The sequence below is a fragment of the uncultured Porticoccus sp. genome (assembly GCF_963975625.1).
In the GTDB taxonomy this organism is placed as follows: Bacteria; Pseudomonadota; Gammaproteobacteria; order Pseudomonadales; family Porticoccaceae; genus Porticoccus.
Window position 1 is genome coordinate 1 of sequence record NZ_CAXBHS010000005.1, and the last position, 23,408, is coordinate 23,408.

The 23,408-nt window shown below is 51.5% G+C and carries 21 protein-coding genes; 11 read left to right on the forward strand and 10 right to left on the reverse strand.

Annotated features, from left to right (window positions below; all coding sequences use genetic code 11):
- The first annotated feature begins 143 nt into the window (after window positions 1-143).
- Both trxA and rho read left to right on the forward strand, forming a co-directional pair.
- Entirely contained in the window at window positions 144-470 is a 327-nt protein-coding gene (trxA, locus tag AACZ64_RS05830) for a thioredoxin TrxA (RefSeq protein WP_036858915.1), read from the forward strand.
- A gap of 217 nt (window positions 471-687) precedes the next feature.
- Window positions 688-1,947, forward strand: coding sequence for a transcription termination factor Rho (gene rho / locus AACZ64_RS05835; RefSeq protein ID WP_036861129.1), 1,260 nt, complete (start codon window positions 688-690; stop codon window positions 1,945-1,947).
- Window positions 1,948-2,016: 69 nt separating this feature from the next.
- Here rho and pdxH read toward each other — a convergent pair whose 3' ends face one another.
- Complete coding sequence (gene pdxH, locus AACZ64_RS05840) at window positions 2,017-2,652, reverse strand: pyridoxamine 5'-phosphate oxidase (RefSeq protein ID WP_339639763.1); 636 nt, start codon at window positions 2,650-2,652, stop codon at window positions 2,017-2,019.
- A 214-nt stretch (window positions 2,653-2,866) separates the two neighbouring features.
- Between pdxH and AACZ64_RS05845 the strand changes: the two genes are divergently transcribed.
- From AACZ64_RS05845 to AACZ64_RS05860, 4 genes are all read left to right on the forward strand, one after another.
- Window positions 2,867-3,439: a TonB-dependent receptor plug domain-containing protein gene (locus tag AACZ64_RS05845; protein ID WP_339639764.1), complete on the forward strand. Its 573-nt coding sequence runs from the start codon at window positions 2,867-2,869 to the stop codon at window positions 3,437-3,439.
- 96 nt (window positions 3,440-3,535) lie between these two features.
- Window positions 3,536-4,963, forward strand: a complete 1,428-nt coding sequence (locus AACZ64_RS05850) for a TonB-dependent receptor (RefSeq protein WP_339639765.1) — start codon at window positions 3,536-3,538, stop codon at window positions 4,961-4,963.
- Between the two features lie 196 nt (window positions 4,964-5,159).
- A complete protein-coding gene (locus AACZ64_RS05855) occupies window positions 5,160-6,023 on the forward strand; it encodes an ABC transporter substrate binding protein (protein WP_339639766.1) in 864 nt (287 codons plus the stop codon).
- On the forward strand, window positions 6,020-8,671 hold the full coding sequence (locus tag AACZ64_RS05860) for an ATP-binding protein (RefSeq protein WP_293614441.1): 2,652 nt from the start codon (window positions 6,020-6,022) through the stop codon (window positions 8,669-8,671). Before AACZ64_RS05855 ends, AACZ64_RS05860 begins: the two co-directional genes overlap by 4 nt.
- 43 nt (window positions 8,672-8,714) lie before the next feature.
- Here AACZ64_RS05860 and AACZ64_RS05865 read toward each other — a convergent pair whose 3' ends face one another.
- From AACZ64_RS05865 to AACZ64_RS05880, 4 genes are all read right to left on the reverse strand, one after another.
- Complete coding sequence (locus AACZ64_RS05865) at window positions 8,715-9,884, reverse strand: 3-phosphoglycerate dehydrogenase family protein (RefSeq protein WP_293614442.1); 1,170 nt, start codon at window positions 9,882-9,884, stop codon at window positions 8,715-8,717.
- A 35-nt stretch (window positions 9,885-9,919) separates the two neighbouring features.
- A complete protein-coding gene (locus AACZ64_RS05870) occupies window positions 9,920-11,035 on the reverse strand; it encodes a phosphoserine transaminase (RefSeq protein WP_293614443.1) in 1,116 nt (371 codons plus the stop codon).
- Between the two features lie 163 nt (window positions 11,036-11,198).
- A complete protein-coding gene (locus tag AACZ64_RS05875) occupies window positions 11,199-11,843 on the reverse strand; it encodes a thiol:disulfide interchange protein DsbA/DsbL (protein WP_293614444.1) in 645 nt (214 codons plus the stop codon).
- Between the two features lie 110 nt (window positions 11,844-11,953).
- Window positions 11,954-12,592, reverse strand: a complete 639-nt coding sequence (locus AACZ64_RS05880) for a c-type cytochrome (protein ID WP_339639767.1) — start codon at window positions 12,590-12,592, stop codon at window positions 11,954-11,956.
- A 132-nt stretch (window positions 12,593-12,724) separates the two neighbouring features.
- Between AACZ64_RS05880 and yihA the strand changes: the two genes are divergently transcribed.
- Window positions 12,725-13,333, forward strand: a complete 609-nt coding sequence (gene yihA, locus AACZ64_RS05885; protein WP_293614446.1) for a ribosome biogenesis GTP-binding protein YihA/YsxC — start codon at window positions 12,725-12,727, stop codon at window positions 13,331-13,333.
- Window positions 13,334-13,755: 422 nt separating this feature from the next.
- On the opposite strand, the gene polA is transcribed toward yihA, so the two are convergent.
- Window positions 13,756-16,476, reverse strand: a complete 2,721-nt coding sequence (gene polA, locus AACZ64_RS05890; RefSeq protein WP_293614447.1) for a DNA polymerase I — start codon at window positions 16,474-16,476, stop codon at window positions 13,756-13,758.
- 112 nt (window positions 16,477-16,588) lie between these two features.
- On the opposite strand from polA, the gene AACZ64_RS05895 reads away from it, so the two are divergent.
- Window positions 16,589-17,545, forward strand: a complete 957-nt coding sequence (locus AACZ64_RS05895) for a phosphotransferase (protein WP_293614448.1) — start codon at window positions 16,589-16,591, stop codon at window positions 17,543-17,545.
- Window positions 17,546-17,551: 6 nt separating this feature from the next.
- Here AACZ64_RS05895 and AACZ64_RS05900 read toward each other — a convergent pair whose 3' ends face one another.
- Window positions 17,552-18,463 carry a zinc ABC transporter substrate-binding protein gene (locus tag AACZ64_RS05900; RefSeq protein WP_293614449.1) on the reverse strand — a complete coding sequence of 304 codons (912 nt, stop codon included), beginning with the start codon at window positions 18,461-18,463 and terminating at the stop codon, window positions 17,552-17,554.
- A gap of 209 nt (window positions 18,464-18,672) precedes the next feature.
- On the opposite strand from AACZ64_RS05900, the gene AACZ64_RS05905 reads away from it, so the two are divergent.
- From AACZ64_RS05905 to znuB, 3 genes are read left to right on the forward strand one after another with little or no spacing between them, the layout of a single operon-like run.
- Window positions 18,673-19,161, forward strand: a complete 489-nt coding sequence (locus AACZ64_RS05905) for a Fur family transcriptional regulator (protein ID WP_293614450.1) — start codon at window positions 18,673-18,675, stop codon at window positions 19,159-19,161.
- Window positions 19,158-19,907: a zinc ABC transporter ATP-binding protein ZnuC gene (znuC, locus tag AACZ64_RS05910; protein ID WP_293614451.1), complete on the forward strand. Its 750-nt coding sequence runs from the start codon at window positions 19,158-19,160 to the stop codon at window positions 19,905-19,907. Before AACZ64_RS05905 ends, znuC begins: the two co-directional genes overlap by 4 nt.
- The gene (gene znuB / locus AACZ64_RS05915; protein ID WP_293614452.1) at window positions 19,900-20,679 is read left to right on the forward strand and encodes a zinc ABC transporter permease subunit ZnuB; all 780 of its coding nucleotides are present in this window, start codon (window positions 19,900-19,902) and stop codon (window positions 20,677-20,679) included. Before znuC ends, znuB begins: the two co-directional genes overlap by 8 nt.
- Window positions 20,680-20,702: 23 nt before the next feature.
- On the opposite strand, the gene AACZ64_RS05920 is transcribed toward znuB, so the two are convergent.
- From AACZ64_RS05920 to AACZ64_RS05930, 3 genes are all read right to left on the reverse strand, one after another.
- A complete protein-coding gene (locus AACZ64_RS05920) occupies window positions 20,703-21,329 on the reverse strand; it encodes an SCO family protein (RefSeq protein ID WP_293614453.1) in 627 nt (208 codons plus the stop codon).
- Between the two features lie 77 nt (window positions 21,330-21,406).
- Window positions 21,407-22,318: a heme o synthase gene (gene cyoE / locus AACZ64_RS05925; RefSeq protein ID WP_293614454.1), complete on the reverse strand. Its 912-nt coding sequence runs from the start codon at window positions 22,316-22,318 to the stop codon at window positions 21,407-21,409.
- A gap of 18 nt (window positions 22,319-22,336) precedes the next feature.
- Window positions 22,337-23,368 carry a COX15/CtaA family protein gene (locus tag AACZ64_RS05930; RefSeq protein WP_293614455.1) on the reverse strand — a complete coding sequence of 344 codons (1,032 nt, stop codon included), beginning with the start codon at window positions 23,366-23,368 and terminating at the stop codon, window positions 22,337-22,339.
- Window positions 23,369-23,408 lie beyond the last annotated feature (40 nt).

Consider the following 23,408-nt stretch of genomic DNA (forward strand, 5'->3'; position numbering starts at 1 on the left):
TTTCATCTTGGAATCACACCCGCCCTCCAGACTCACTTCATATTGGACAAGGCTAAGATTTGTTACCTGCCCGGGACGGGTGTTATGATTTGTAACAATTCTACCCCCTTACGATTTAATTCACATTACTCTGGAGATCCCCAATGAGCGACAACATCGTTCACGTAACCGATGCCAGTTTCGCAAGCGAAGTCCTTGGATCAGACTTGCCGGTACTCGTTGATTTCTGGGCTGCATGGTGCGGCCCCTGCAAGATGATTGCACCTATTCTGGATGAGTTGGCAAACGAATATGCTGGCAAGGTCAAGATTTGCAAAGTGGATGTGGATTCAAACCCCGAGACACCAGCAAAATTCAATGTTCGCGGTATTCCGACATTGATCCTGTTCAAGGACAGCAATATTGAAGCCACCAAGGTCGGGGCTCTGTCCAAAACCCAGCTGGTTGAATTCATTGAAGCCGGTCTCTGATCAATCATCATACTGAGTGGCTTGCCTTTTGCGCAGCCGCTCAGATTGTTGCGCTTTAGAGTAGGCCCCCCTATACTGCGACTGTTCCCGCCGAACTCCCAGGCGAGAGGCCTTACCAAAAAACCCCATTTAGCCCTTCCAGGACACCAAAGATAATTTTCGGCCGGTTGTCAGCCTGCCTCAAATCCTAACAACAATTATTACTATGTCTGTATTTATGAATCTGACCGAGCTCAAGACTAAACCCATCGATGAACTACTGAAACTTGCCGAGGAAATCGGCCTGGATAATCTGGCCCGCTCACGCAAGCAGGATGTCATCTTCAGCATTCTCAAACGGCATGCCAAAAGTGGCGAGGACATCTACGGAGACGGCGTTCTTGAAATACTCCCCGATGGCTTTGGTTTTTTAAGATCCGCCGACAGTTCCTACCTTGCTGGCCCGGATGATATTTATGTATCCCCCAGCCAGATCCGCCGGTTCAACCTGCGGACCGGAGACAGTATTTCCGGCAAAATCCGACCACCCAAAGAGGGTGAGCGCTACTTTGCCATGCTCAAGCTCGACGAAATCAATTTTGACAAGCCGGAAAACGCCCGCAACAAAATTCTGTTTGAAAACCTCACTCCGCTGTTTCCCGATGAGCGCCTGGTACTGGAAGCTGGCAATGGCTCTACCGAGGATCTGACCCCACGAATTATCGACCTGGTTTCACCCATTGGCAAAGGCCAGCGAGGCCTTATCGTCGCTCCGCCCAAAGCCGGTAAAACCATTCTCATGCAACACACCGCCCAGTCCATCATCCGCAACAACCCAGAGTGTTACATCATGGTGTTGCTGATTGATGAACGTCCGGAAGAAGTGACTGAAATGCAGCGCTCTGTGCGCGGTGAGGTAATTGCCTCCACCTTTGACGAACCGCCCTCACGCCACGTTCAGGTTGCTGAGATGGTTATCGAAAAAGCGAAGCGCCTGGTGGAACACAAAAAAGATGTGGTGATTTTACTCGACTCGGTGACACGATTGGCCCGGGCCTATAACACCGTTCAACCATCGTCGGGCAAAGTGCTGACCGGGGGCGTGGACGCCCACGCCCTGGAACGGCCCAAGCGTTTTTTTGGTGCTGCCAGAAATATCGAGCAGGGCGGGAGCCTCACCATTATCGCCACAGCACTGGTGGAAACAGGTTCAAAGATGGACGAAGTCATTTATGAAGAGTTCAAAGGCACCGGCAACATGGAGCTGCATCTGGATCGAAAAATGGCAGAGAAGCGTATCTATCCCGCTATCAATATCCGCCGCTCCGGCACCCGTCGCGAAGATCTGTTAATGGGTGAGGAAGAACTGCAACGGGTGTGGATTTTGCGCAAACTCCTCCACAGCATGGAAGACTCTGATGCCACTGAATTTCTCATCGATAAACTGAAAGACTCCAAAACCAATGATGAGTTTTTCCTGTCGATGAAACGCAAATAGTCTCAAGCGGCAGCAAAAAACCTGGCTAATGCCAGGTTTTTTATGGGGACTGCACCATGACAGGATCAGTCATGGTGCCAACCTCAAAATTGTCCAACCATTCTCGGCTCTGAGGTATTGAAAACGGTCATGCAGACGGTTTTCTCCGCCCTGCCAGAATTCAAATTCGCTGGGCACCACCCGATACCCGCCCCAAAAATCCGGCACCGGTATCTCCCCGGCAGCAAACTTCTCTTTCATTTGTATGAATTGGGCTTCCAGTGCCTGCCGGGAGTTGAGCCGGCTGCTCTGCTGCGAGGCCCAGGCTGCCAGCTGACTCCCCCGTGGACGCTTGAGAAAATAGCTTAGAACTTCGGTTTTCGTGAGTCTTTCCACCTGCCCGCCGACAATCACCTGCCGATCCATCCGCATCCAGGGAAAAATGAGGCTGACATTCGGGTTGCCTGACATCTCTCTGGCTTTGCGACTACCCAGGTTGGTATAGAACATCAATCCTCTCTCATCCATACCCTTTAACAATACGGTGCGTTGCCAGGGTTTACCTTCAGCGTTGACCGTCGCAAGACACATCGCCGTAGGATCGGATAAATCCGAGTGAATGGCCTGCTCCATCCAAAGGTTGAATTGTTCGAAGGGAGACTCCTTAAGTGACTCCCTGCGCAAGCGTCCATACTGGTATTCACGACGACTATCTTCCAGCGACATCAATTACTCTCCTTCACCATAAGCCGGCATTCTAGCCCGGATCAGGACCTACTGCTGCTATTGGATTGATACTGCGACCCTGCCACTCAACCCGATAACAGGATTTACAGGAGTTTTCTTTATCCCGGAAGCAATAAACAGCTGATATTCCCGCATCGGGGACTTAGAATAAACCCCTGCAAAAAGGTTATGCCAATTCTCCCGGGAGCACGTTATGTCTCGCGCCACACTGAGCCTGACAGTAACGGGTTTACTCTTCAGTCAGCTGGTTCTCAGTCAACCTCAATCCGCGTTCATTACTGAAGAGGATATGCTCGGTGAGCTACCCTCGGTTTCCTCCGTGGCACGGATGGTTCAACCCCTGAACCAGGTTCCCGCAAGTGTCACCATTATCGATCAACAATTGATCAAGGCTTCAGGCGCCATGACCTGGGTCGATGTCTTTCGCCTGGTGCCCGGCTTCGAGTCCTACTATATCAATGGTAATCGCTACGGTATCGGTTATCACGGCTTTGGCCGCGAGTTTCCGAACCATCTGGAAATCATGGTCGATGGCCGGCCCATCTATGACCCGGTGTTTGCCAATACTGAATGGGGCTCTCTGGGTATCAGTCTGGAAGATATTGACCATATTGAGATTGTTCGAGGGTCAAATGCCCCGGCCTTCGGCTCCAATGCATTTCTCGGCGCGGTAAACATCATCACCCGCAAACCTGTGCAGGAGCGTGGCTGGCAGGTCGGCGTGACAGCGGGAGATCAGCAAACCCGGGAAACCACTGTCCGCTAGAGCGGCAATGCCGACAAGCTGGATTACCGTGTCAGTTTTAATTACCAGCATAACGACGGTTTCCCACCGGTAAGTTCCGGCGACAACCGGGGGCCAATGAAGGACGGCAAGGAAATGCTGGCCCTGAACCTGCGTGCTATGTACACCCCGAATATTACCGATACATTCGACCTGCAAGCCGGGTACACACACAACAATTCTGGTTGGGGTGATGCGGACCGCCCGGCGGAGTACGCTGATGTCCAGTTCAAAAACCAATACCAGTCCCTGAAGTGGAACCGGGATCTGGTCAACGGCGATGGGCTACAAATTCATTTGTATCACAACCGCATTGAGGGTGAAAACTTTATCAACCAGGGACTGGTTTCCAATCTGTTGTCGGAGGAACTCGGATTCACTATTACCCCAGAACAGGTGCCGGGCTTTTTTCAGATGATTGACCCGTCCCTGGATATTGAAGATCAACACTATATCGTCGGCTTTCAGGGCATTGATTCAGAACGCTACGACGTGGAACTGGAACATCGCCTGCACCTGACCCCCGATTTGCGAGCCACCTGGGGGGCCGGCCTGCGCTACGATAATATCAGTGGCAAAACAGTGTTTGGTCATAGTGGCGATGAGTCGCTGACCAGTCGCCGGCTCTTCGGGCACCTGGAATGGGAAGCCAGTTCCCACTGGACCCTGAATGGCGGTCTGATGATCGAAAACAACGTCCTGGTAGACACGATTGCATCCGGCCGTGTCGGCGCCAATTATCACATCAACCCTTCCCATACGCTTCGCATAGGTTATGCCATTGGTCGACGCTCACCTTCACTGGGTGAGGCCCGGGAGCTGAATGTGGATATTCTCGCCGACCAGATACTGGTCCAGGCGATTCGGAAATCTGCTGAAAGTGTCGAGGAAGAGCGACTGAAAAGCCTTGAATTGGGCTATCTGGCCCAATTGCCCACACAGGGACTGACCTTTGATGTCAGACTGTTTCGAGAATCCGTCAAAGATGGCATCGATACCTACCAGGCACCTGCTGATCTGGGTATTCCGTCGCTCGGTCTGGATGAAACCATATCCGTTCGCGACAATAACAGTCGCTGGGTAACGCGGGGAACGGAACTACAACTCCGCTACCAGCCCACAGAACGCACTCTGATCAATGCCCACTACAGCTACCGGGATGTGGACAGTTTTTATATCTCCCGTTATGAACCCTACTTTCAGATCAAGGATCATGACGAACGCGCACCGCAACATGCGGCGGGCCTGCTGCTGTTTCAGCGATTTGCTGCAGGCTGGTCCTCAGGTATCAATATCTACCATATGACCGCAGCGGATTGGCGTGATGGCAACCCTGTAGAACAGTTTGTCCGGGTAGACGCCCATCTGGGTTATGATTTTACTGTGGGTTCAAGCACTGGAAACCTGTCACTTATCGGCCAAAACCTGGGGAGTGACTATATGGAGCATGCTCAAAACAATATTTTTGAAACCAGACTTTTTTTACGTCTCGTACTGAATTTTTGATGTGTTTGACCTTATTGCTCCAGACAAAATCATAGCGACTGGGGGATGAAAGGTCTTACGCTCAATAGCAGCGTTACTTAGGGAAGACATGTTGAAGCGACCAGTAAGGAAACAAGGTATCTTTGCAACCCTCTCCACCACGGGACTCCTTTTCCTTTCCCTTTTGATGTGCCCGGTAACACAGGCAGACATCTTATTGCTGTTATCCAGCGACGCCTCTTATTACCTGGAAACCGCTGGCTCACTCCAGGACACGGTCAACAAAACACTGCCGGGAAACCCCGGTTTCAGCATCATTAATCTCCATAAAACCACGCTGCCAGAGCGTCAGGACACCCACTACCAACTCATTGTTGCCATCGGAAGCTATGCAACTCGCGAGGTGATTAACTGGGGAGGAGACATACCTGTGCTCAGTATTTTCACCCCAAAAAATGCCTATGAATCTGCCTGGTCAACCCACGATAAAGGCCCAGCGCGCCAGGCTTCTGCAATCTTTCTGGATCAACCCCTCAGCCGGGTAATTACACTCGCATCATTGCTAAAACCGGAAGCTACTCGGTTCAGCACCATATTTGGTCCCGTCTCCAGGGAATTGGAGGAAGAGCTGGAGACACTTACCGCTGAACGTGGCCTGATTCTCAAACACGGCTACCTCGACCGGGAGGACAACCCTGTGTCGGTGCTGCGCCCCGTGGTCAGCGGTACCGACCTCTTTATTGCCCTGCCGGATCAGGCTGTCCTTAACCGCGCAATCGCTAAGTGGATTCTCCACCTCAGCTTTCAACAAAAGGTCCCGGTTATCGGCTTCTCAAAGGCCTATACCGTCGCGGGGGCATTGGCCTCTATTTTTTCTTCGCCCGACGACATTGGCAGACAGGCAGGTGAACACATCAGTCAATGGTTGCGCAATCCGGAAAGTACCCTCGGCGAGCCCCAGTATCCCCGCTATTTCAGTATATCCACCAACCCGGCCATAGCGCGATCGCTCGGTATATCCCTGCCGTCAGACAATACGCTTTATATGAGCATCCAAAAGCAGGAGCAGGCAGCAAAATGATTGAAAGCCCATTGCTCAGCAAGTCGATTCATCAGCGGTTTCTTGTGGTGGCTCTTTTCCCGTTGCTGTTAACCATCACGTTGCTGACGCTCTACACGATTGATGCCCGGCGGGGTGACCTGTCAGAAAACCTTTATCAATCCGGAGAAATGACATCGGATTATCTGGCGACAATTTCGGATTTGTCACTCTACTCGCGAAACATCAAGTTACTCGCAAACACATCGGCGGCGGCCATTCGCCTGCCCGACGTATCCGGCGTCGCTTTTATAGACCGCACAGAGAAGCTGGTCCTGAATTCCGGGGATATACCCCCGGCAGCACTGGGGTCCTCACCGGACAAACAACCCTTACAGCTGGACAATCACGTCTATTTCAAGAAACCCGTTTATCTGGTGGGTGTTGAGTTCAGTGATTACGAGGAGGAAGCCACGCAGGTGGTCGATGATGAACTGATCGGCTGGGTTATCGTCGCGATTGATCAGGCCCGTTTGCACCAGAAGCAGCGTCAGATTATTTTTACCTCTCTCTGGCTATCCCTTCTGGGGCTGATTATTGCCTTTGTACTGACCTACTATCTGAGCCTGGGGTTGATTGCTCCGATTCAGCACCTCACCGCTGTCATAAAAAAAATGGCCCGCGGCAACCTGAGCATCAGGGCCAAAACCGGAACCCGCGACGAACTTGCCATTCTCGCGAGCGGCATCAACCAACTGGCAGAATCAATTACCGAGGGCAAACAAAATCTTGAATATCGGATTAATCTCGCTACCAGCCAGTTACAGGATACCCTCGAGAGTCTGCAAAGAAAGAACCGTGAACTGGAGTTGTCACGGCAAGAAGCGGAAACAGCGAACCAGTCAAAGAGTGATTTTCTGGCACGGATGAGCCATGAACTGCGTACTCCCATTACCTCCATCCAGGGATTTGTACACTTACTGGATGTCAGCGTCATGTCCGAAACAGACCGTCACTACTGCCAGATTATTGATCAATCAGCACTCCAGCTACTAACGCTGATTGACGATATTCTGGCTTGTTCAAAACTCCAGTCCAATACCGTTGAGCTCGAGCAGCAGCCAATAGATCTGGCGGAATGCGTAGAGCAGGTCAGTGCCATGTTTTCCCCCCAAGCCCAACACAAGGGCCTTTGTATCGCAGTGGATTATGCGCCCGATGTGTTGTTGCACCGGGTAGGAGATATGATTCGGCTACAGCAAATTCTGAGCAATCTGATCGCCAACGCCATCAAGTTCTCCGAACAGGGCGGGGTTTCCATCTCTCTGAAAACCAATCCGGCACAGGCCGTTATTATCGAAGTGCTGGATACCGGTATCGGTATTTCCGCCGACGCCCAGGGCCTTCTCTTTAATGCATTTACCCAGGCAGACACCTCCATTTCCCGTCACTATGGCGGGACCGGACTGGGACTGTCGATTGTCAAAAGTCTGGTTGACCTGATGGGGGGTGACATAGACCTGGAGAGCCAGGAGGGGAGGGGCTCCACCTTCCGTATAACGCTACCACTGCCACTCAGTGAGACCCAGCCTAACTGGAAAATCAGGCCCTGCAAGGTGGTAATTGCCAGCTGTAACGAATTTACAACACTGGCCCTCAGGCACGCTCTGGAGCGATTCGGCGTAGACGATATCCTCGTCACCGATTACGACCACTTGTTGAATAGCGCATTACATCTTGAGGCCAGCGACCGGGTTATTGTCTGCATACCCACCCCGCAGGGTATCAGGGATGATCTTCCAAAACTCATGGTGCAGTTGCGCAACGCAACCAGGGCCAAGCTGGTTCTGACGGCATCACAGCTGAATTTTTACCAGCAATTCAACGCCAAGGAACGGGCAGAACTCAATCCGGTCGCATTTCTCTCAATGCCACCACCGCTGTCAGAGCTCCACCGCTCATTGAATGAAAATGGCCCGCCACAGGACCTGATCACCATTGCCCCGGTAAATAGCCAGCTACTTGACGGTGTGAATATCCTGATTGCCGAGGATAACCAGTTCACCAGCCTGCTACTGGATACATTGCTGAGCAAGATGGGAGCCTATTGCACATTGACAAACAACGGCAACGAAGCCCTCGCGGTCTGCCAACATGACACCTTTGACCTGTTACTGGTAGACATACACATGCCCCAGAAAAATGGTATTGATACCCTGATTGCTCTGCGGCGCAGCAATAATCCCAATGCACGAATTCCGGCTCTGGCACTAACGGCCGATATCCTCCAACAGGAGGAAAGAGCGCTGTTTGATGCCGGAGCAAACGGTTTGCAACTCAAACCACTCAATGAAAATGAATTACTTGCCAACATCTGCAAACTACTCAGTATCAGACCGCCCACAGACGTACCCATCTCATCCACTCAAGAAGGAGACATTTCCGTCAATCTATTCCGTCAGGAAGTCAGAGACCTGTTGAAAAAAGCACGTCAGGCCGTGGCCGATGACGACCTTGCCGAGCTGCGCGAACAGATTCACCAGTTATTGGGTATCGCCGGTGTTTTCAAACTGGCGACATTGGAACAACTGGTGAGGCACCTTCACGAACAGATCAAGGCGGGATCGTTGGCATCAGTTTCAGCACTGCTCGACAAGATTGACCGAGAGGTTGAGTGGATCGACCTGTAGCAATCGTTAAGAAGGCTCTATCAAGTGTATTACTGAAACCTGCTTAGACAGACCGAACTGTCACCACACCCTCAACGTCGGCAATGGCTTTGAGCAAGTCGTTAGTTGGCTGAGTGGCAACATCAATAATGTTGTAGGCGATGCCATCACGACTCTGGTTTACCATGTCGATAACATTCATGTCCTGATCCGCCAGCAGGGACAGCACATGGCCTAACACTTTCGGCACATTCTCGTTACAGAACGTGATTCGATAGCCACCGTTTCTGACCATTTTGGTATTCGGGAAATTCACCGAATTTCGAATGTTGCCGTTTTCCAGATAGTCCATGAGCTGATCGGCAGCCATCATGGCGCAGTTCTCTTCAGCCTCGTCAGTACTGGCGCCAATATGCGGCATACAGAGTACATCCTTGCGACCGAGCAGCGCCGGCACTGGAAAATCGGTGACATACTTCGCCAGACGCTTTTCGTCCAATGCCGCCGTGATGGCTGCCAGGTCGACCACTTCCTCCCGGGCAAAGTTCAGTAGAATGGTAGAAGGTCTGACACAGCGCAGCACTTCAGCATTGATCAGATGACGGGTTGCCTCCATGGCAGGCACATGCAGGGAAATGAAATCGGAGCAGGCCAGCAGACTCTGCAGGTTCTCCACCTTCTGAACCCGCCTGGACAGACGCCAGGCCGCTTCCACAGAAATTGCCGGATCATAGCCGGCCACGTTCATCCCAAGCTCAAGAGCCATATTAGCCACCATCGCGCCTATGGCACCGAGGCCGACGACTCCCAGGGTCTTGCCAGCCACTTCACAGCCGGCAAACTGCTTTTTCTGTTTCTCCAGCAGCTTTGACATCTCTGCATCATCTGTCATGGCGGTGAGCCCTTGCACGTAATTCATACCGCCAAAAATATCTCTGGAAGCGAGAAATAACGCGGAAGCTACCAGCTCCTTCACTGCATTGGCATTGGCACCCGGGGTGTTAAATACCACGATGCCGCGCTTGGTATACTCAGCCACCGGAATATTATTGACTCCAGCACCGGCTCGAGCCACCGCCTTGACACTCCCGGCAATGATTTCTTCGTGCAACTTCTGGCTGCGCAGTAAAATCGCATCTGGCTGCGAAAATTCACTGGCTATTTCATAGTGTTCTCTGGGAAAACGATCCAGTCCTTTGATAGAAATCTGGTTATAGGTTCGCACTTTATACATGGTTTTTTCTCACGCAACGCTGCTTATACCGATCATTAACGGGAAACTTCCCGATAACCCCACTCGAGCCAGGGCATCAGTGCTTCCAGATCCGTTTTTTCGACGGTCGCACCACCCCAGATACGCAAACCGGCAGGAGCATCCCGGTAGGCGCCAATGTCATAGGCCACGCCTTCCGCATCGAGTAGTTTAACCAGTTGCTTTACCTGATCGGCCTCCAGCGACAAAGTCAGACAGATACTGGTACTTGATCGGTTGATCGGGTCTTCCGCCAGGAAGCTTATCCAATCATGGGTCGCGACAAACTGTTCAATGACCGCCAGATTGTCGTTTGACCGTCGAACCGTTGCCTGCACACCACCGATAGACTTAACCCAATCCAGCGAATCGAGATAATCTGCCACACAGAGCATCGAGGGCGTGTTGATGGTGGCACCCTTGAAAATATCTTCAATTAACTTGCCACCTTTGGTCATGCGGAAAATCTTCGGCAGTGGCCAAGGGGGTGTATAGGTTTCCAATCGCTCAACTGCCCTGGGACTTAGAATCAGCATTCCGTGGGCACCTTCACCACCGAGTACTTTTTGCCAACTGAACGTGACCACGTCCAGTTTTTGCCAGGGCATCTCCATGGCAAATACCGCAGAGGTAGCATCGCAAATAGTCAATCCCTCACGGCTATCACTGATCCAGTTCGCATGGGGGACCTTGACTCCGGAAGTGGTGCCATTCCAGGTAAACACGATATCGTGTGTGGGGTCGGCAAGATTGAGCTCCGGCAGCTTGCCATAATCGGCACCGTAATCATTAACCTGATCGAGTTTCAGCTGCTTGACGATATCCGTCAGCCAGCCCTGTCCAAAAGACTCCCAGGAAAATACGTCAACCGGGCGGGGTCCCAACATCGACCAGAGCGCCATTTCAACTGCCCCGGTATCTGATGCAGGAACCACCCCCACCCGATAACCCTCTGGCAAGCCGAGAACCCGAGCTGTTTCCTCACAGACCCGCTTTAGTGCGGCCTTGCCTATAGCTGCCCTGTGCGAGCGTCCCAGGGTAGTGAGATCGAGAGTGGATACATCATAGCCGGGACGTTTGCTGCAAGGCCCGGAAGAAAAATTTGGGTTGGCCGGCTTTTGAGTCGGTTTCATGATTGATCTGCCTGAAAGATGAAAAAAAGCGGGACATTTTAAGCGGGTTTGGTTGCTATACCAAGCCACCACTAATAGAAGTCACTAACTAATAGTTTGGTTCAATCGCCCACTGTATAACAAAACCAACAGCGGTGAAGATCGCAATGGACTGCGGGGTTCGTTATTGACCCATCAACGAACGTTCCCGCTCAATAAGGTAGGAAGCCACTTTCAGCATACCCGCATTGCCACCATTATCACGGCCGGAAATACGGTATTTTCCATTCACTACCATTTCGGGTGTGCCCTTGATGTCATAGCGTTCCTGTTTTTTGGCTGCCAGATCAACAGCCATATTGATGCCTGCCGAGTTAAAGACTTTAGTGAATCTTGCGCGATCTATCCCATTGGCCTCAAACAGGTCGGCAATTTCCTCTTCTGTTTTCAATTTGGCTTTTTTGGGATTCATTTCCTCAAAAATAGCCTCATGGAGCTGATCAAGGGATTTCATGGCTTTGGCAGTGAAATAAGCTTTGGCGTGGAGACGCATGGTCGGGTGCCAAATCGCCGGAACGCGGACAAACTCGACATCCTCGGATAACCCTTGTTTCCATTTGTTCAGCACCGGTTCAAAAGTGTAGCAGTGGCTACAGCCATACCAGAATACCTCTGCCACCTCGATTTTGGCAGGATTACTGGTGGCAACCGCCTCGGCCAACACATGGTAATGATCACCGGCTTTGTAAGGCTCCTCTGCATGGACGGGAGACATAACAAAGACCAACATCGCGACAGACATCATAATAGTCGACAGCAGATTGCGCATTAGCTTTTCCTTTAGTGATTGAATTACCCTGCATAGACCACAGAGAGCGAACAGGTTCACCACACAGTATAAAAAAGGCGGTCGGACACCGTCTCTTGGCATACGGCTGTTTATTTCAATCCGGCGATGAAATTCGACACCGCTTCGATTTCAACATCATTCATCTGGGCAGCAACACCTCGCATAATTTGCGAGTCACCGTCATTGGTACGGGCTGCCGAATTTGCGGGGTCGTGGGCACCAGTGCGGAAGGCACGTAGCTGTTTGGCGGTGTATTCGGCAAACTGACCGCCCAATGCCGGATAACCCGCAGGGTTGTTACCATTACCCGCAGGGGAGTGGCAGCCGGTACAGGCTGGCACACCGGTTTCGATGTTGCCTCCACGGTAGATGCGCTCACCAAGGTCGAGGTCGGTTTCTTTGGCGCCGGCCATTTGAATGGTCTTGGACGCATAATAGGCCGCCATATCCTGCATGTCCTGTTCAGATGCGTTACTCAGCATACCGGTCATTTCAGGAATCACACGATCACCCGCTTTGATATCTTGCAGTTGCTTGGTCAGATACTTCTCACCTTGGCCAGCCAGCTTCGGAAAGGTCGCCATGGCACTGTTGCCATCGGCACCATGACAGCCAGCACACATCGCTGTTTTAGCCTGGCCGGCTGCAGCATCCCCTGCCGCAAGGGCAAAAGGGGCAACAAGGGCTGTTGTGAGTAGGGCAGTCACTGTCAGAATCATTTTTTTCATTGGTTAATCCGCTCTCTGCATTCCGCTACAATGGGACATTCTTATTGCCTTCTAAAAAGCGGAGGCATTATATACCAAACCCTCTCCGACCTTAATAGTTGATGTCAGGTTACTCCACCAAGGCTTTTCCATATGTCAGAAGAAATCTCTTTTACCAAGGCTCAATTTCTGATCAGCGCCCCGACTGTTTGGCAATGCCCGGAGGATGTCGGCAGGGAAGTTGCGTTTGCCGGACGCTCCAATGCCGGGAAGTCCAGTGCCATCAATACCCTGACCAACAATAGCAAATTGGCCCGGACCAGCAAAACACCGGGCCGCACACAGTTGCTCAACTTTTTTTCTCTGACCGAAAACTGTCGCTTGGTGGATTTGCCCGGTTACGGCTTCGCCAAAGTACCGAAGGCCATGAAACAGGCATGGGATCGCAACCTCGCCGAATATCTGCAACAACGCCGATCCCTGAGAGGCCTTGTGATGCTGATGGACATTCGCCATCCGTTGCAGGAATATGATTGGCAGATGATCGGCTGGGCCACACAGTCTGCCATGCCGGTTCATCTATTGCTCACCAAGGCGGACAAATTGAACAATGGACCTGCTAAAACGGTACTTCTGACGGTCAAGCGCGAGCTGGCCAAAGCCGGTTTCGGGGATAAGGTGACAGTACAAACCTTCTCATCACTGAAGAAATCGGGCATTGAGCAATTAAAATTGGTGATTCAGTCCTGGTTGATCGACTAATAACCCGCTTTCGAAGATAAGCCGTGTAAAAAAAACCCTGACCATTGAGATCAGGGTATGCTTTGCTGTTGCTTGGGGTTTACTAACCTTGCATTTAACTTTTGGGGAGAAAATAGCAATGTTGCTTGTATTGATTTGTCTCTCCTGCCGATGAAAAGTTCCATTCTGGTAAGAAGTTTTTTATTCAGGGTCTTTTTCTTGGAGTTTGCAGGGCAAAAAAAACCCTGACCATTGAGATCAGGGCATGCTTTGCCGTTGTTTGGGGATTAACGAGCTTTGCATTTAGTTTGGGGAGAACAAAGCAATATTTGCCTGCTCGTAAGGTTAGTCAGTCATTTATGGCATGAGTTCCCATCAGGTATAAAAAAATTTAAGTGATTGACCTTAAAATAATTTTTACCCAAGAATTAGCGCTTAAACGCTTAATGTGCCTCATCCCAGTTATCACCGACACCCACATCGACAACCAGCGGCACATCGAGCCGGGCGGCATTGCTCATGCGAGCCTTGAGGCCAGATAACACGTCCTCCAGTTCGTCCTGGGGAACCTCCAGAATCAGTTCATCGTGCACTTGCATAATCATCCTGGCGTTGAGCTTTTTATCGGCCAACCACTGATCGACGCTGATCATTGCCAGTTTAATGATATCGGCCGCTGTCCCCTGCATCGGGGCGTTGATCGCAGTGCGTTCTGCGGCCTGCCGACGCATCCCGTTACTGGCCCTGATTTCGGGCAGATACAAGCGCCTGCCAAACAATGTCTCAACATAACCTTGTTCGGCTGCCCGTTTTCGGATGGAGTCCATATAGGCCTGCACTCCGGGGTAGCGGGCAAAATACAGGTCGATATATTCCTGAGCCTGATTCCGTCCAATGTGTAACTGGCGACCCAGACCAAATGCAGACATGCCGTAGATCAATCCGAAATTGATCGCCTTGGCACTGCGCCGTTGCTCTCCAGTCACCGAGGCCAGCTCAACGCCAAAGACTTCTGCTGCGGTAGCGCTGTGCACATCGAGATTCTGTTCAAAAGCCGCTTTTAGTCCGGAGTCACCAGATAGATGAGCCATAATTCGCAACTCGATTTGCGAATAATCGGCCGCCACTATCTTGCAACCCTCTGTGGCCACAAATGCCTGACGAATGCGGCGTCCCTCTGCGGAGCGCACGGGAATATTCTGTAAATTCGGGTCAGAGGAAGACAGTCGACCTGTTGCCGTTACCGCCTGATGATAGGAAGTATGAATTCGCCCCGTGGCAGGGTTGACGAGCAAAGGCAGCTTATCAGTATAGGTGGACTTGAGCTTGCTGAGGCTGCGATGTTCAAGCAGTAATTTCGGCAGCGGATAATCCAGTGCCAACTCCTGCAACACCTCTTCTTTGGTAGATGCGGCGCCCTTGGCCGTCTTTTTTTGTATTGGGAGTTTGAGTTTTTCAAAAAGGATGTAACCGAGTTGTTTCGGTGAGGCCAGATTGAATTCTTCTCCCGCCAAGTCAAAAGCCTGCTGCTCCAACGCCGCTATGCGTTCACCCAACTGGTCGCTTTGTTTCCGAAGTAAGTCAGCGCTTACTTTTGTTCCATTTCTTTCTATTCTTGACAGAGCAGGCAGCAATGGCATTTCAATCGCCTGGTAAACATGTGCCAGCCCGGTTATATCCTGCAATTTTGGCCAGAGTGTTTCATGAAGCCTAAGGGTGATATCCGCATCTTCTGCCGCGTAGGGAGCGGCCTGCTCAATGGCAATCTGATTAAAGGTGAGCTGGTTGGCGCCTTTCCCCGCTATATCCTGAAAGTGGGTGGTTTTTTCCCCGAGGTACTTCAGTGCCAGGCTATCCATGTCATGCCGTGTTGCAGTGGAGTCCAGCACATAGGATTCAAGCATAGTGTCGAAACGAATACCCTGCAGGGCAATCCCGTGATTGGCCAAGACACTCATGTCATATTTGAGATTTTGGCCTACTTTGGCCAGTGCCGATGACTCGAGTAACGGCTTCAATTGTTCCAGCACCGTATCCCGATCGAGTTGCCGGGGTGCACCCAGATAGTCGTGGGCAAGGGGGACATAGGCCGCCTGATTCGCAGCAATTGCAAAGGAGACACCGACAATGCTGGCCTGCATGTAGTCGAGGCTGGTGGTTTCCGTGTCAAAGGCGACCAATTCAGCCTGTTCCAGTCTCTGTAGCCACTGATCGAGTTGTTCCTGAGTGAGAATCACCTGATAGTCTCTGTCAGCCACAGACGATATCAATTCGTCGTCACTCTCACTCGCAGCAAGCAATTCCTCAACCCAGCCCTTGAACTCCAGTTGGCGAAACCAGTGGAGTAGCGCGGCATTATCGGGTACGCCATTAATCAGCTCCGACAAGGTCACCGTCAAAGGCACGTCGGTTTTAATGGTCGCCAGCTGGTAGGAAAGAAACGCCTGGTCCCGGTGCTCGGCAAGCTTTGCCGGTGTCTTTTTGGCACCGCGGAAATCGAGCTCGGCGACTGCTTCCAGATCGCCGTATATGGCATCCATACCACCCAGATTTTGCAGTATGGCCAGGGCCGTTTTTTCACCGACGCCAGGGACACCGGGGATGTTGTCTGATTTGTCGCCAACCAGCGCCAGATAATCAATCATCAATTCTGGCGGAATACCGAATTTGTCGATCACCCCCTGCGGATCCATGACCGTTTCAGTCATGGTGTTGACCAGCGTAATCTGCTCTGAAACCAGTTGAGCCATATCCTTGTCACCAGTGGAGATCACCACATGGGTCTGGTTTTGCGAGGCTTTCAGCGCAAGCGTGCCAATGACATCGTCGGCCTCCACGCCCTCTTCCACCAGCAGCGGCAACCCCATGGCACGGATAATCTGATGGATCGGTTCAATCTGTTTGCTCAGGTCATCGGGCATAGGCGGACGGTGGGACTTGTACTCTTCAAACAGTTCGTCGCGAAAGGTTTTTCCTTTGGCATCAAAAACCACCACTAAAGGACTTCCCGGGTAGTCCTTCAACAGGCGGCGGATCATTGAAACAACCCCCTTGATGGCGCCCGTTGGCTGCCCTCCCGAAGTCATCAGGGGGGGTAAGGCATGAAAAGCCCGGTAAAGATAGGAGGATCCATCCACCAGTACGAGCGGTGTTTTATCATTCATTGGCAGGCAACTTGAGCTGAGACTTGAGTGGGTGAAGCATACCCCAAATTGTTTCTTTCCAGCCAACAAGCAGCTAATCTAACCAGGAAATTCGTGAGGTATCATTAACGCCATGTCTTCGTTCCTGTTGCCCAATATTCGGACACTCAACCATTTTCTTGTTCAATATTCACCAGAAAGATTGGTCGCTAACATTGATGCCGTTTATGCAGCCAGGAATCACCTGACCTGCAGATTCAGTGTTGTCGCCGGCGACCGTTTTTTTCTAGTGGTAGCGGGTGAGGCTGCCAGAGAGCGGCTGGCGTTCTCAGCTCGATTGGTGAATCACCTCCGGGTGCAACAAATCCCCGTCACGCCCTGTCTTGCCGACCACTCGGGTCATCATGTGACCAACTATGGCGAATCGCCGGCACTACTGTTTCAATTACCGGAAGGACATGCACCAGAGCAACCTAACCCTTCAATATGCCAGGAAATTGGCACGTTCCTTGGCAGAATGCACGCCAGTACCCAGGGCTTCAGTGAGCAGTACAGCAACCCCCGCAGCCTGATATGGCTGGATCTTGCCGCACAGGAAGTGATAGACCAATTATCGGCAGGGGATGCGGCATTGCTGAAAGAACAGTTGGTCCGATTCAGACGGACAGCAGAGGCTGGCCCAGTGCTACCCTCCGGCCCCCTTATAGGCAGCCTGTTTGCCGATCAGTTGATATTCAAAGGGGCGCAACTTCAAGCCGTGACGGGGTTCTTCTTTGCCTGCACTGACTGGCTCCTGCTGGATGTGGCCCAGGCAGTTAATGAATGGTGTTGTAATCAACAGGGTGAACTGGACCGGCAACTGACTAGCGCATTGCTGGACGCCTATGCCGCTGAAAGACCTTTTTGCACTGTAGAAAATCAATATTGGCAAGATATTTTATGTTTCTCTGCCACCCGATTCTGGATATCCAGACTATTAAACTCATTCCTTCCCGAGCACGGCGACACGCTGTCAATAAAACGTGATCCAGCTGAATACAAGGAAAAGCTTCATCGCCGGATTGTCGGTTACATTCCCCTGCCTGATTAACTGCGCTTATTCGCTCAGGCAACCGACAAACGCGTCCACAACGCCTTCTATCAGCACTGGATATCCCCCCTTTACTGAATCCAGGTGGACCCCCAAAGGGTCGAGCTCCGTACTTTTTGCCCCCAATTGCTGCGCCAACTGACGCGCGGCCTTACTGTCCAGTTGCGGCTCACTGAAGACACAGCCTACTTCCTGCCCCAACGCCAACATTTGCCCGTAGTGGCGGATGCCCTGTGTGATGCCACCGGACAGTTGCACCGTGGCCAACTGCTTCAATCCGTAATGAGCGACAAAATGACTATAGCCATCATGCATGACGATAAAACCGCGTTCGCGCAAACCCGCAAGCCGCTGCCTGCTCACGGAGTCCAGTTGAGTAACCACCTCGGTAAACGCCTCGAGATTCTGATCAAAAATGGCCTGTTTGGCAGGGTATTTCCTGGTCAGCTCCGCTGCAATCGCCCGGGCAATCACGATTCCATTCATCGGATTGAGCCAGACATGTAAGTCCCGTGTGAGACTATCATGCGCATGTCCGTGTGAGTGCTCCGGGGTTTTTTCCGTGTGTTCCGGTGGCCAAATCAACCCGTTTAATTGGGCAATCTGTAACTGCGAGTCAGACCGCTGTGCAAGAGGTTTCTGCAACACAGACTCAAAGTGTGGACCAATCCAAATGATCAGCTTGGCAGACCTTAGTGCACGAAGATCGGAAAATTTCAGTGAGTAGTCATGGGGTGAGATATTTGCCGGTAATAACACGTTGACCACAACGCTTTCGCCAGCAATCGCCTCAGCTATGGCAGCGAGGGGCTTGATGGAAGCGATCACTTCCGGCACTTCATCTGCAATGACCCTGTTTGCCAGCATTGCGCCAGCAATCAAGAGGGCGATCCCATGTGTATATGTCTTCTTTTTCATTATCTATTGCTATATTGTTTCATCAATGTAGATTCAACTACAGGCCCTGAAAGTATACTGACTGCCAGGCTCTAGAGCCATAAATGGTTCATACCGTGGCAACCAAAGTTAAATGCAACAATGTATCAATATTACCTATTTGAGTTGAACTGTATGCTCAACTAGAGAACAAACGATATAAAGTAACATCTTTTCTGAAGAGACTAGAAATGCTGACCAACTCCCGAATCGCTTATCACCGCCATGACCACAAGCGCTGCATCAATGCAGCACTGTGCCGTGCCAGGGAGCTTTGTGATGCCAGAAAAGTCCGGCTCACGCCGATACGTGAAACGGTTCTGAAAACCATATGGGCCAGTCACCGTCCACTCGGTGCCTATGAAATAGTCGACCTGATGTCGCAATCAGAAACATCTGCTCATCGTGTTTTGCCACCCACAGTTTACCGGGCGATTCAGTTCCTGCTGGACCAGGGCCTGATTCATCGTCTCTCGTCCCTGAATGCCTACATAGGCTGCCCCTTTCCCGGTAATTACCACAGTGATTTTTTTCTCATCTGTGGACAATGCGGTTCAACGGCAGAGTGCAGCGACGACCAGGTGGATCATGCCGTCAAACACGCCGCCGGGCGGGCAAACTTCCAGGTGGAATCCAAAGTGATTGAAATCGTCGGTATCTGTCCGGAGTGCCAATTGTGAAGGCGCCGCTGATCGAACTCAGCGCAATCGGGCATGCCTTTCAGGGAAACCGTGTTTTATCGGACGTCAGCCTGACCATCGAGACGGGGCAGATTATTACACTGATTGGACCGAACGGGGCCGGCAAAACCACCCTGGTAAAAATTGTCCTCAGTTTACTCAAACCGGATACTGGTACAGTGACTCGGGCCCCTGACCTGCGTGTCGGGTACATGCCACAGAAATTACATATCGACCCGACATTGCCCCTTACGCTGCGGCGTTTTCTGTCGCTGGCAGAACCCAGCTTGCAGCTGTGCCTTAATGCACTGGCCGAAGTTGGCATTGAGAAGCTGATTGATATGCCCTTGCAATCTCTTTCCGGCGGCGAAATGCAACGGGCTCTGCTGGCCCGGGCTATCCTGCGAAAACCCAATTTACTGGTACTCGATGAACCGGTTCAAGGGGTTGACGTGATCGGCCAGGAAGGTCTTTATCGCCTGATCGGGCAACTTCGGGATCGGCTGGATTGCGGCGTACTGATGGTCTCCCACGATCTGCATCTAGTGATGTCTGCCACGGACGAAGTTATCTGTCTCAACCAGCATGTCTGCTGTCATGGTCACCCCGACCAGGTCAGCACAAACCCTGCTTTTATTGAGCTTTTCGGCAGCAGGACAGCGCCCTACACACACCACCACGATCACAGCCATGACTCGGGCGACAACAGCGGCAGTGTCTATTCCGGAGACGGCCACCATGATTGATGTTTTACTTTACGCCCTGCTGGCAGGGCTCGGAGTTGCCATGGTCACCGGCCCACTGGGCGCTTTTATTGTCTGGCGACGCATGGCCTATTTTGGCGATACCCTCGCGCATTCTTCCCTGCTGGGGGTGGCGCTGGCTCTGTTGATGTCCATTAACCCAACCCTGTCGGTAATCATTGTCTGTCTGGTACTGGCGCTAATTCTGGTGGTATTGCAACAACAGCAAAATCTGGCCTCAGATACTCTGCTGGGGATTCTTTCACATACCTCGCTGGCTATTGGTCTGGTGGCAATCTCGTTGATGCCCTCTGTCAAAGTCGATTTGTTGGGCCTTTTGTTTGGCGATTTATTAACCGTGACAGCTCAAGATCTTTTGATTATCTATAGTATTGGTTCCGCATCGATTTTATTGATGATATTCCTCTGGAGACCGCTCCTGTCGATCACGATCCATGAAGAACTGGCCAGGGTCGAGGGTATACCGGTAACGGCTGTTCGATCGGCCTTTATGTTGATTATTGCTCTGGAAATTGCCATTGCGATGAAAGTTGTGGGAATTCTATTGATCACATCGCTACTGGTGATACCCGCAGCCACAGCGAGACGCTTTGCACGAACCCCGGAACAGATGGCCTTACTCGCCAGCCTCATGGGTTGTATGGCCGTTATTTGCGGGCTATCAAGCTCCTGGTTTCTGGACACGCCAGCTGGGCCATCGATCGTACTCTGTGCCGGTGGAGTGTTTTTGCTCTCATTGATTAAAAAGCAGTGATCTCAGTGAGGGCACTATCAAAGTTAATGTCGAAATGAAGCGATAATCGAGCGCAAAGTCAGGCGCATCTGTTCTTCTTCAAAGGGTGGCTTGAGGAAACCGTGGTAGTCTCCATAGGGATTAACAAGCACCATGTTACCACTGTGGTCTATGGTGTAATCACCACCTTCCAGCTCAACTTTCGTAAAGGCGACATTCAGCTCAGTGGCCAGCTTTAGCAACACATATTTGTCGCCTGTGGCACCAACAAATTCCGGGTTGAAATAAGGCACATACTCAGCAAGTTTATCTGTGGTATCCCTTTCCGGATCCAGTGAAATCAGGACGACCTGAAGTTTTTCCTGCTCCTCGGGTTCGAGACCGACGTACATCCTGGCAGCCGAAGCCATAGCCGTGGGGCAGATATCGGGACAGTGGGTGAATCCGAAAAACAGCAGTGACCACTTACCTTTCAGACTGTTTTTGTCGAACACTTCGCCCCGATGGTCAGTTAACTGAAATTCACTGAACTGACGGGGTGTATCCAGCAGAACGGCGCCATTGGTCTGAAGTTCCTGTTGGCTAAGGACACGGGGCTGATTCAGTTTGAAGACAAAACCAGCAACCACCAACGCAACAAAAACAACCAATACCGTGACTGTCAGCTTCACGCTGCCCCTATTTTTTTGCCTGGTTAACACGTTGGATATCTCACTTGTTTTTGGATATAACTACTCAAAACCCCTTACTAGGGAAGGAATGCGGGGACCGTAATCAGATAGTGATCAAGTAGCATAATCACAAACAGCGCCATCAGGTAGATGATCGAGTACTTAAAAGTATCCATTCCGGCATTGGGTTTTTTGCCGACCATCATGACAATGGCCCAATAAATGAACCCGACGCCGAGCGCCAATGCCCCCAGCAGGTAAAGCCAACCGCTCATGCCGGTCACAAAGGGAAGTACGCTAATTACCAGCAACATCAGGGTGTACAGGAGAATATGCAGCTTGGTGTATTTTTCACCGTGGGTCACCGGCAACATCGGAATATCCGCCTTGGCGTATTCGTCCTTACGGTGTATTGCCAGCGCCCAGAAATGCGGTGGTGTCCACGCAAAAATAATCAGTACCAGCAGCAGTGCATATCCGTGGATTTCACCGGTCACCGCTGTCCAACCCAGCAGCGGGGGAGCAGCACCCGCCAAACCACCTATTACAATATTCTGTGGTGTGGCCCGCTTCAGGAACAGAGTGTAGACGCCGGCATAGCCCACCAGCGATGCCAGAGTCAGCCAGGCAGTGAGCGGGTTGATGTAGACCAACAGGATAGCCATGCCCAACAGGCCGAGCACAGTGGCAAATACCATGGCCTGGACCGGTTCGACACGACCCTTTGCCACCGGACGATTGACCGTCCTGGCCATTTTGGTATCGATTTGGCGATCCACAACATGGTTAACCACGGCGGCAGCCCCGGCGCAGAGAGCAATTCCGAGATTACCTAAAATCAGCACATTGACTGGCACCATACCCGGCACCGAGAGGAACATACCAATCACTGTAGTGAGAATCATCAACGCCACTACGTTGGGTTTCGTGAGCTCCAGATAGTCGCGCCAGACCGCTTTTTCCATCTCGACCCCTGATTCATTTATCATTTAAAACTCCTGTACCTGTCATTCCAGCCTGGCTGTCCAGGTTCTGGCAGCGATCGTGACCAATACCAGCAGTAACAGGACACTTGCCAAATGATGCATCAATGCCATAAGCAGCGGTGACATCAGAAAAATATTACTGACCCCAAGGGCAATCTGCACGGTCAAAACTGCCAGTGTTATCAGTCCCATACAGCGAAACCGGGTACTTTTAATTGTGAACAGTCGCACCGAAAAACCAATTATCAACAACCCAAGGATCAAACCACCCAGGCGATGCATGACATGAATGGCTACTCGCGCTTCACTTTCCAGCTTCCCACCCAAATAATTGGGTCCGATCGTTTGCATTAGGTTAAAACCGTTTTTGAAATCCATGTCAGGCCACCATTCACCCTGACAAGTGGGAAACTCGACACAGGCAAAAGCAGCATAGTTGGCGCTCGTCCATCCCCCCAGAAAAATCTGTAACAGGGTTACGGTTACCACCACCAGCAACCAGGATTTAACGCTGCCCAACCGATCCATTACTTCCGAAGAAAGTCGCCACTCACGACCACTCAGGCGGAGGGTGAGTAACCATAACAGCGAACAAGTCACCATGCCAGTGAGTAGATGAAGCGTCACAATCTGTGGCCACAATTTTAATGTGACAGACCACATGCCAAACAGGCTCTGCCAGACTACCAGGAACAAAATAAAGGTTGGCAACCGAAAAGGGTAGCCCTCATCCTCTCTGCGCAACCAGGAGATAACAGCCAGCGCAATCGCCAACAAACCCAGCACAGCCGCTGTGTACCGGTGAACCATATCGATCATGGTTTTCTGATGTTCGACCAGGTTGTCGGGATAAAGCCGTTCGGCTCGCGCAATAGCATCAGCATTGTTCAGCCATGAAAAATAGCCATAACAGCCCGGCCAGTCGGGGCAACTCAACCCGGCATCCGTCAGGCGGGTAAAAACACCAAGTAGCAAAACGACTACCGACAGAACAGTGGCGATTACAGCCAATCTGAAGCCGGCTTGGCGTTGTTTGGGGGAATTTGCGGACATCAATTACCGTACACGACGTGGTTTATTTACTTCACCAAAA

Excerpts from the sequence above, each read along its gene's own strand:
- trxA (WP_036858915.1), top strand. The coding sequence starts at position 144 with ATGAGCGACAACATCGTTCACGTAACCGATGCCAGTTTCGCAAGCGAA.
- rho (WP_036861129.1), top strand. The coding sequence starts at position 688 with ATGAATCTGACCGAGCTCAAGACTAAACCCATCGATGAACTACTGAAA.
- pdxH (WP_339639763.1), bottom strand. The coding sequence starts at position 2,652 with ATGTCGCTGGAAGATAGTCGTCGTGAATACCAGTATGGACGCTTGCGC.
- AACZ64_RS05845 (WP_339639764.1), top strand. The coding sequence starts at position 2,867 with ATGTCTCGCGCCACACTGAGCCTGACAGTAACGGGTTTACTCTTCAGT.
- AACZ64_RS05850 (WP_339639765.1), top strand. The coding sequence starts at position 3,536 with ATGAAGGACGGCAAGGAAATGCTGGCCCTGAACCTGCGTGCTATGTAC.
- AACZ64_RS05860 (WP_293614441.1), top strand. The coding sequence starts at position 6,020 with ATGATTGAAAGCCCATTGCTCAGCAAGTCGATTCATCAGCGGTTTCTT.
- AACZ64_RS05865 (WP_293614442.1), bottom strand. The coding sequence starts at position 9,884 with ATGTATAAAGTGCGAACCTATAACCAGATTTCTATCAAAGGACTGGAT.
- AACZ64_RS05870 (WP_293614443.1), bottom strand. The coding sequence starts at position 11,035 with ATGAAACCGACTCAAAAGCCGGCCAACCCAAATTTTTCTTCCGGGCCT.
- AACZ64_RS05875 (WP_293614444.1), bottom strand. The coding sequence starts at position 11,843 with ATGCGCAATCTGCTGTCGACTATTATGATGTCTGTCGCGATGTTGGTC.
- AACZ64_RS05880 (WP_339639767.1), bottom strand. The coding sequence starts at position 12,592 with ATGAAAAAAATGATTCTGACAGTGACTGCCCTACTCACAACAGCCCTT.
- yihA (WP_293614446.1), top strand. The coding sequence starts at position 12,725 with ATGTCAGAAGAAATCTCTTTTACCAAGGCTCAATTTCTGATCAGCGCC.
- polA (WP_293614447.1), bottom strand. The coding sequence starts at position 16,476 with ATGAATGATAAAACACCGCTCGTACTGGTGGATGGATCCTCCTATCTT.
- AACZ64_RS05895 (WP_293614448.1), top strand. The coding sequence starts at position 16,589 with ATGTCTTCGTTCCTGTTGCCCAATATTCGGACACTCAACCATTTTCTT.
- AACZ64_RS05900 (WP_293614449.1), bottom strand. The coding sequence starts at position 18,463 with ATGAAAAAGAAGACATATACACATGGGATCGCCCTCTTGATTGCTGGC.
- AACZ64_RS05905 (WP_293614450.1), top strand. The coding sequence starts at position 18,673 with ATGCTGACCAACTCCCGAATCGCTTATCACCGCCATGACCACAAGCGC.
- znuB (WP_293614452.1), top strand. The coding sequence starts at position 19,900 with ATGATTGATGTTTTACTTTACGCCCTGCTGGCAGGGCTCGGAGTTGCC.
- cyoE (WP_293614454.1), bottom strand. The coding sequence starts at position 22,318 with ATGATAAATGAATCAGGGGTCGAGATGGAAAAAGCGGTCTGGCGCGAC.
- AACZ64_RS05930 (WP_293614455.1), bottom strand. The coding sequence starts at position 23,368 with ATGTCCGCAAATTCCCCCAAACAACGCCAAGCCGGCTTCAGATTGGCT.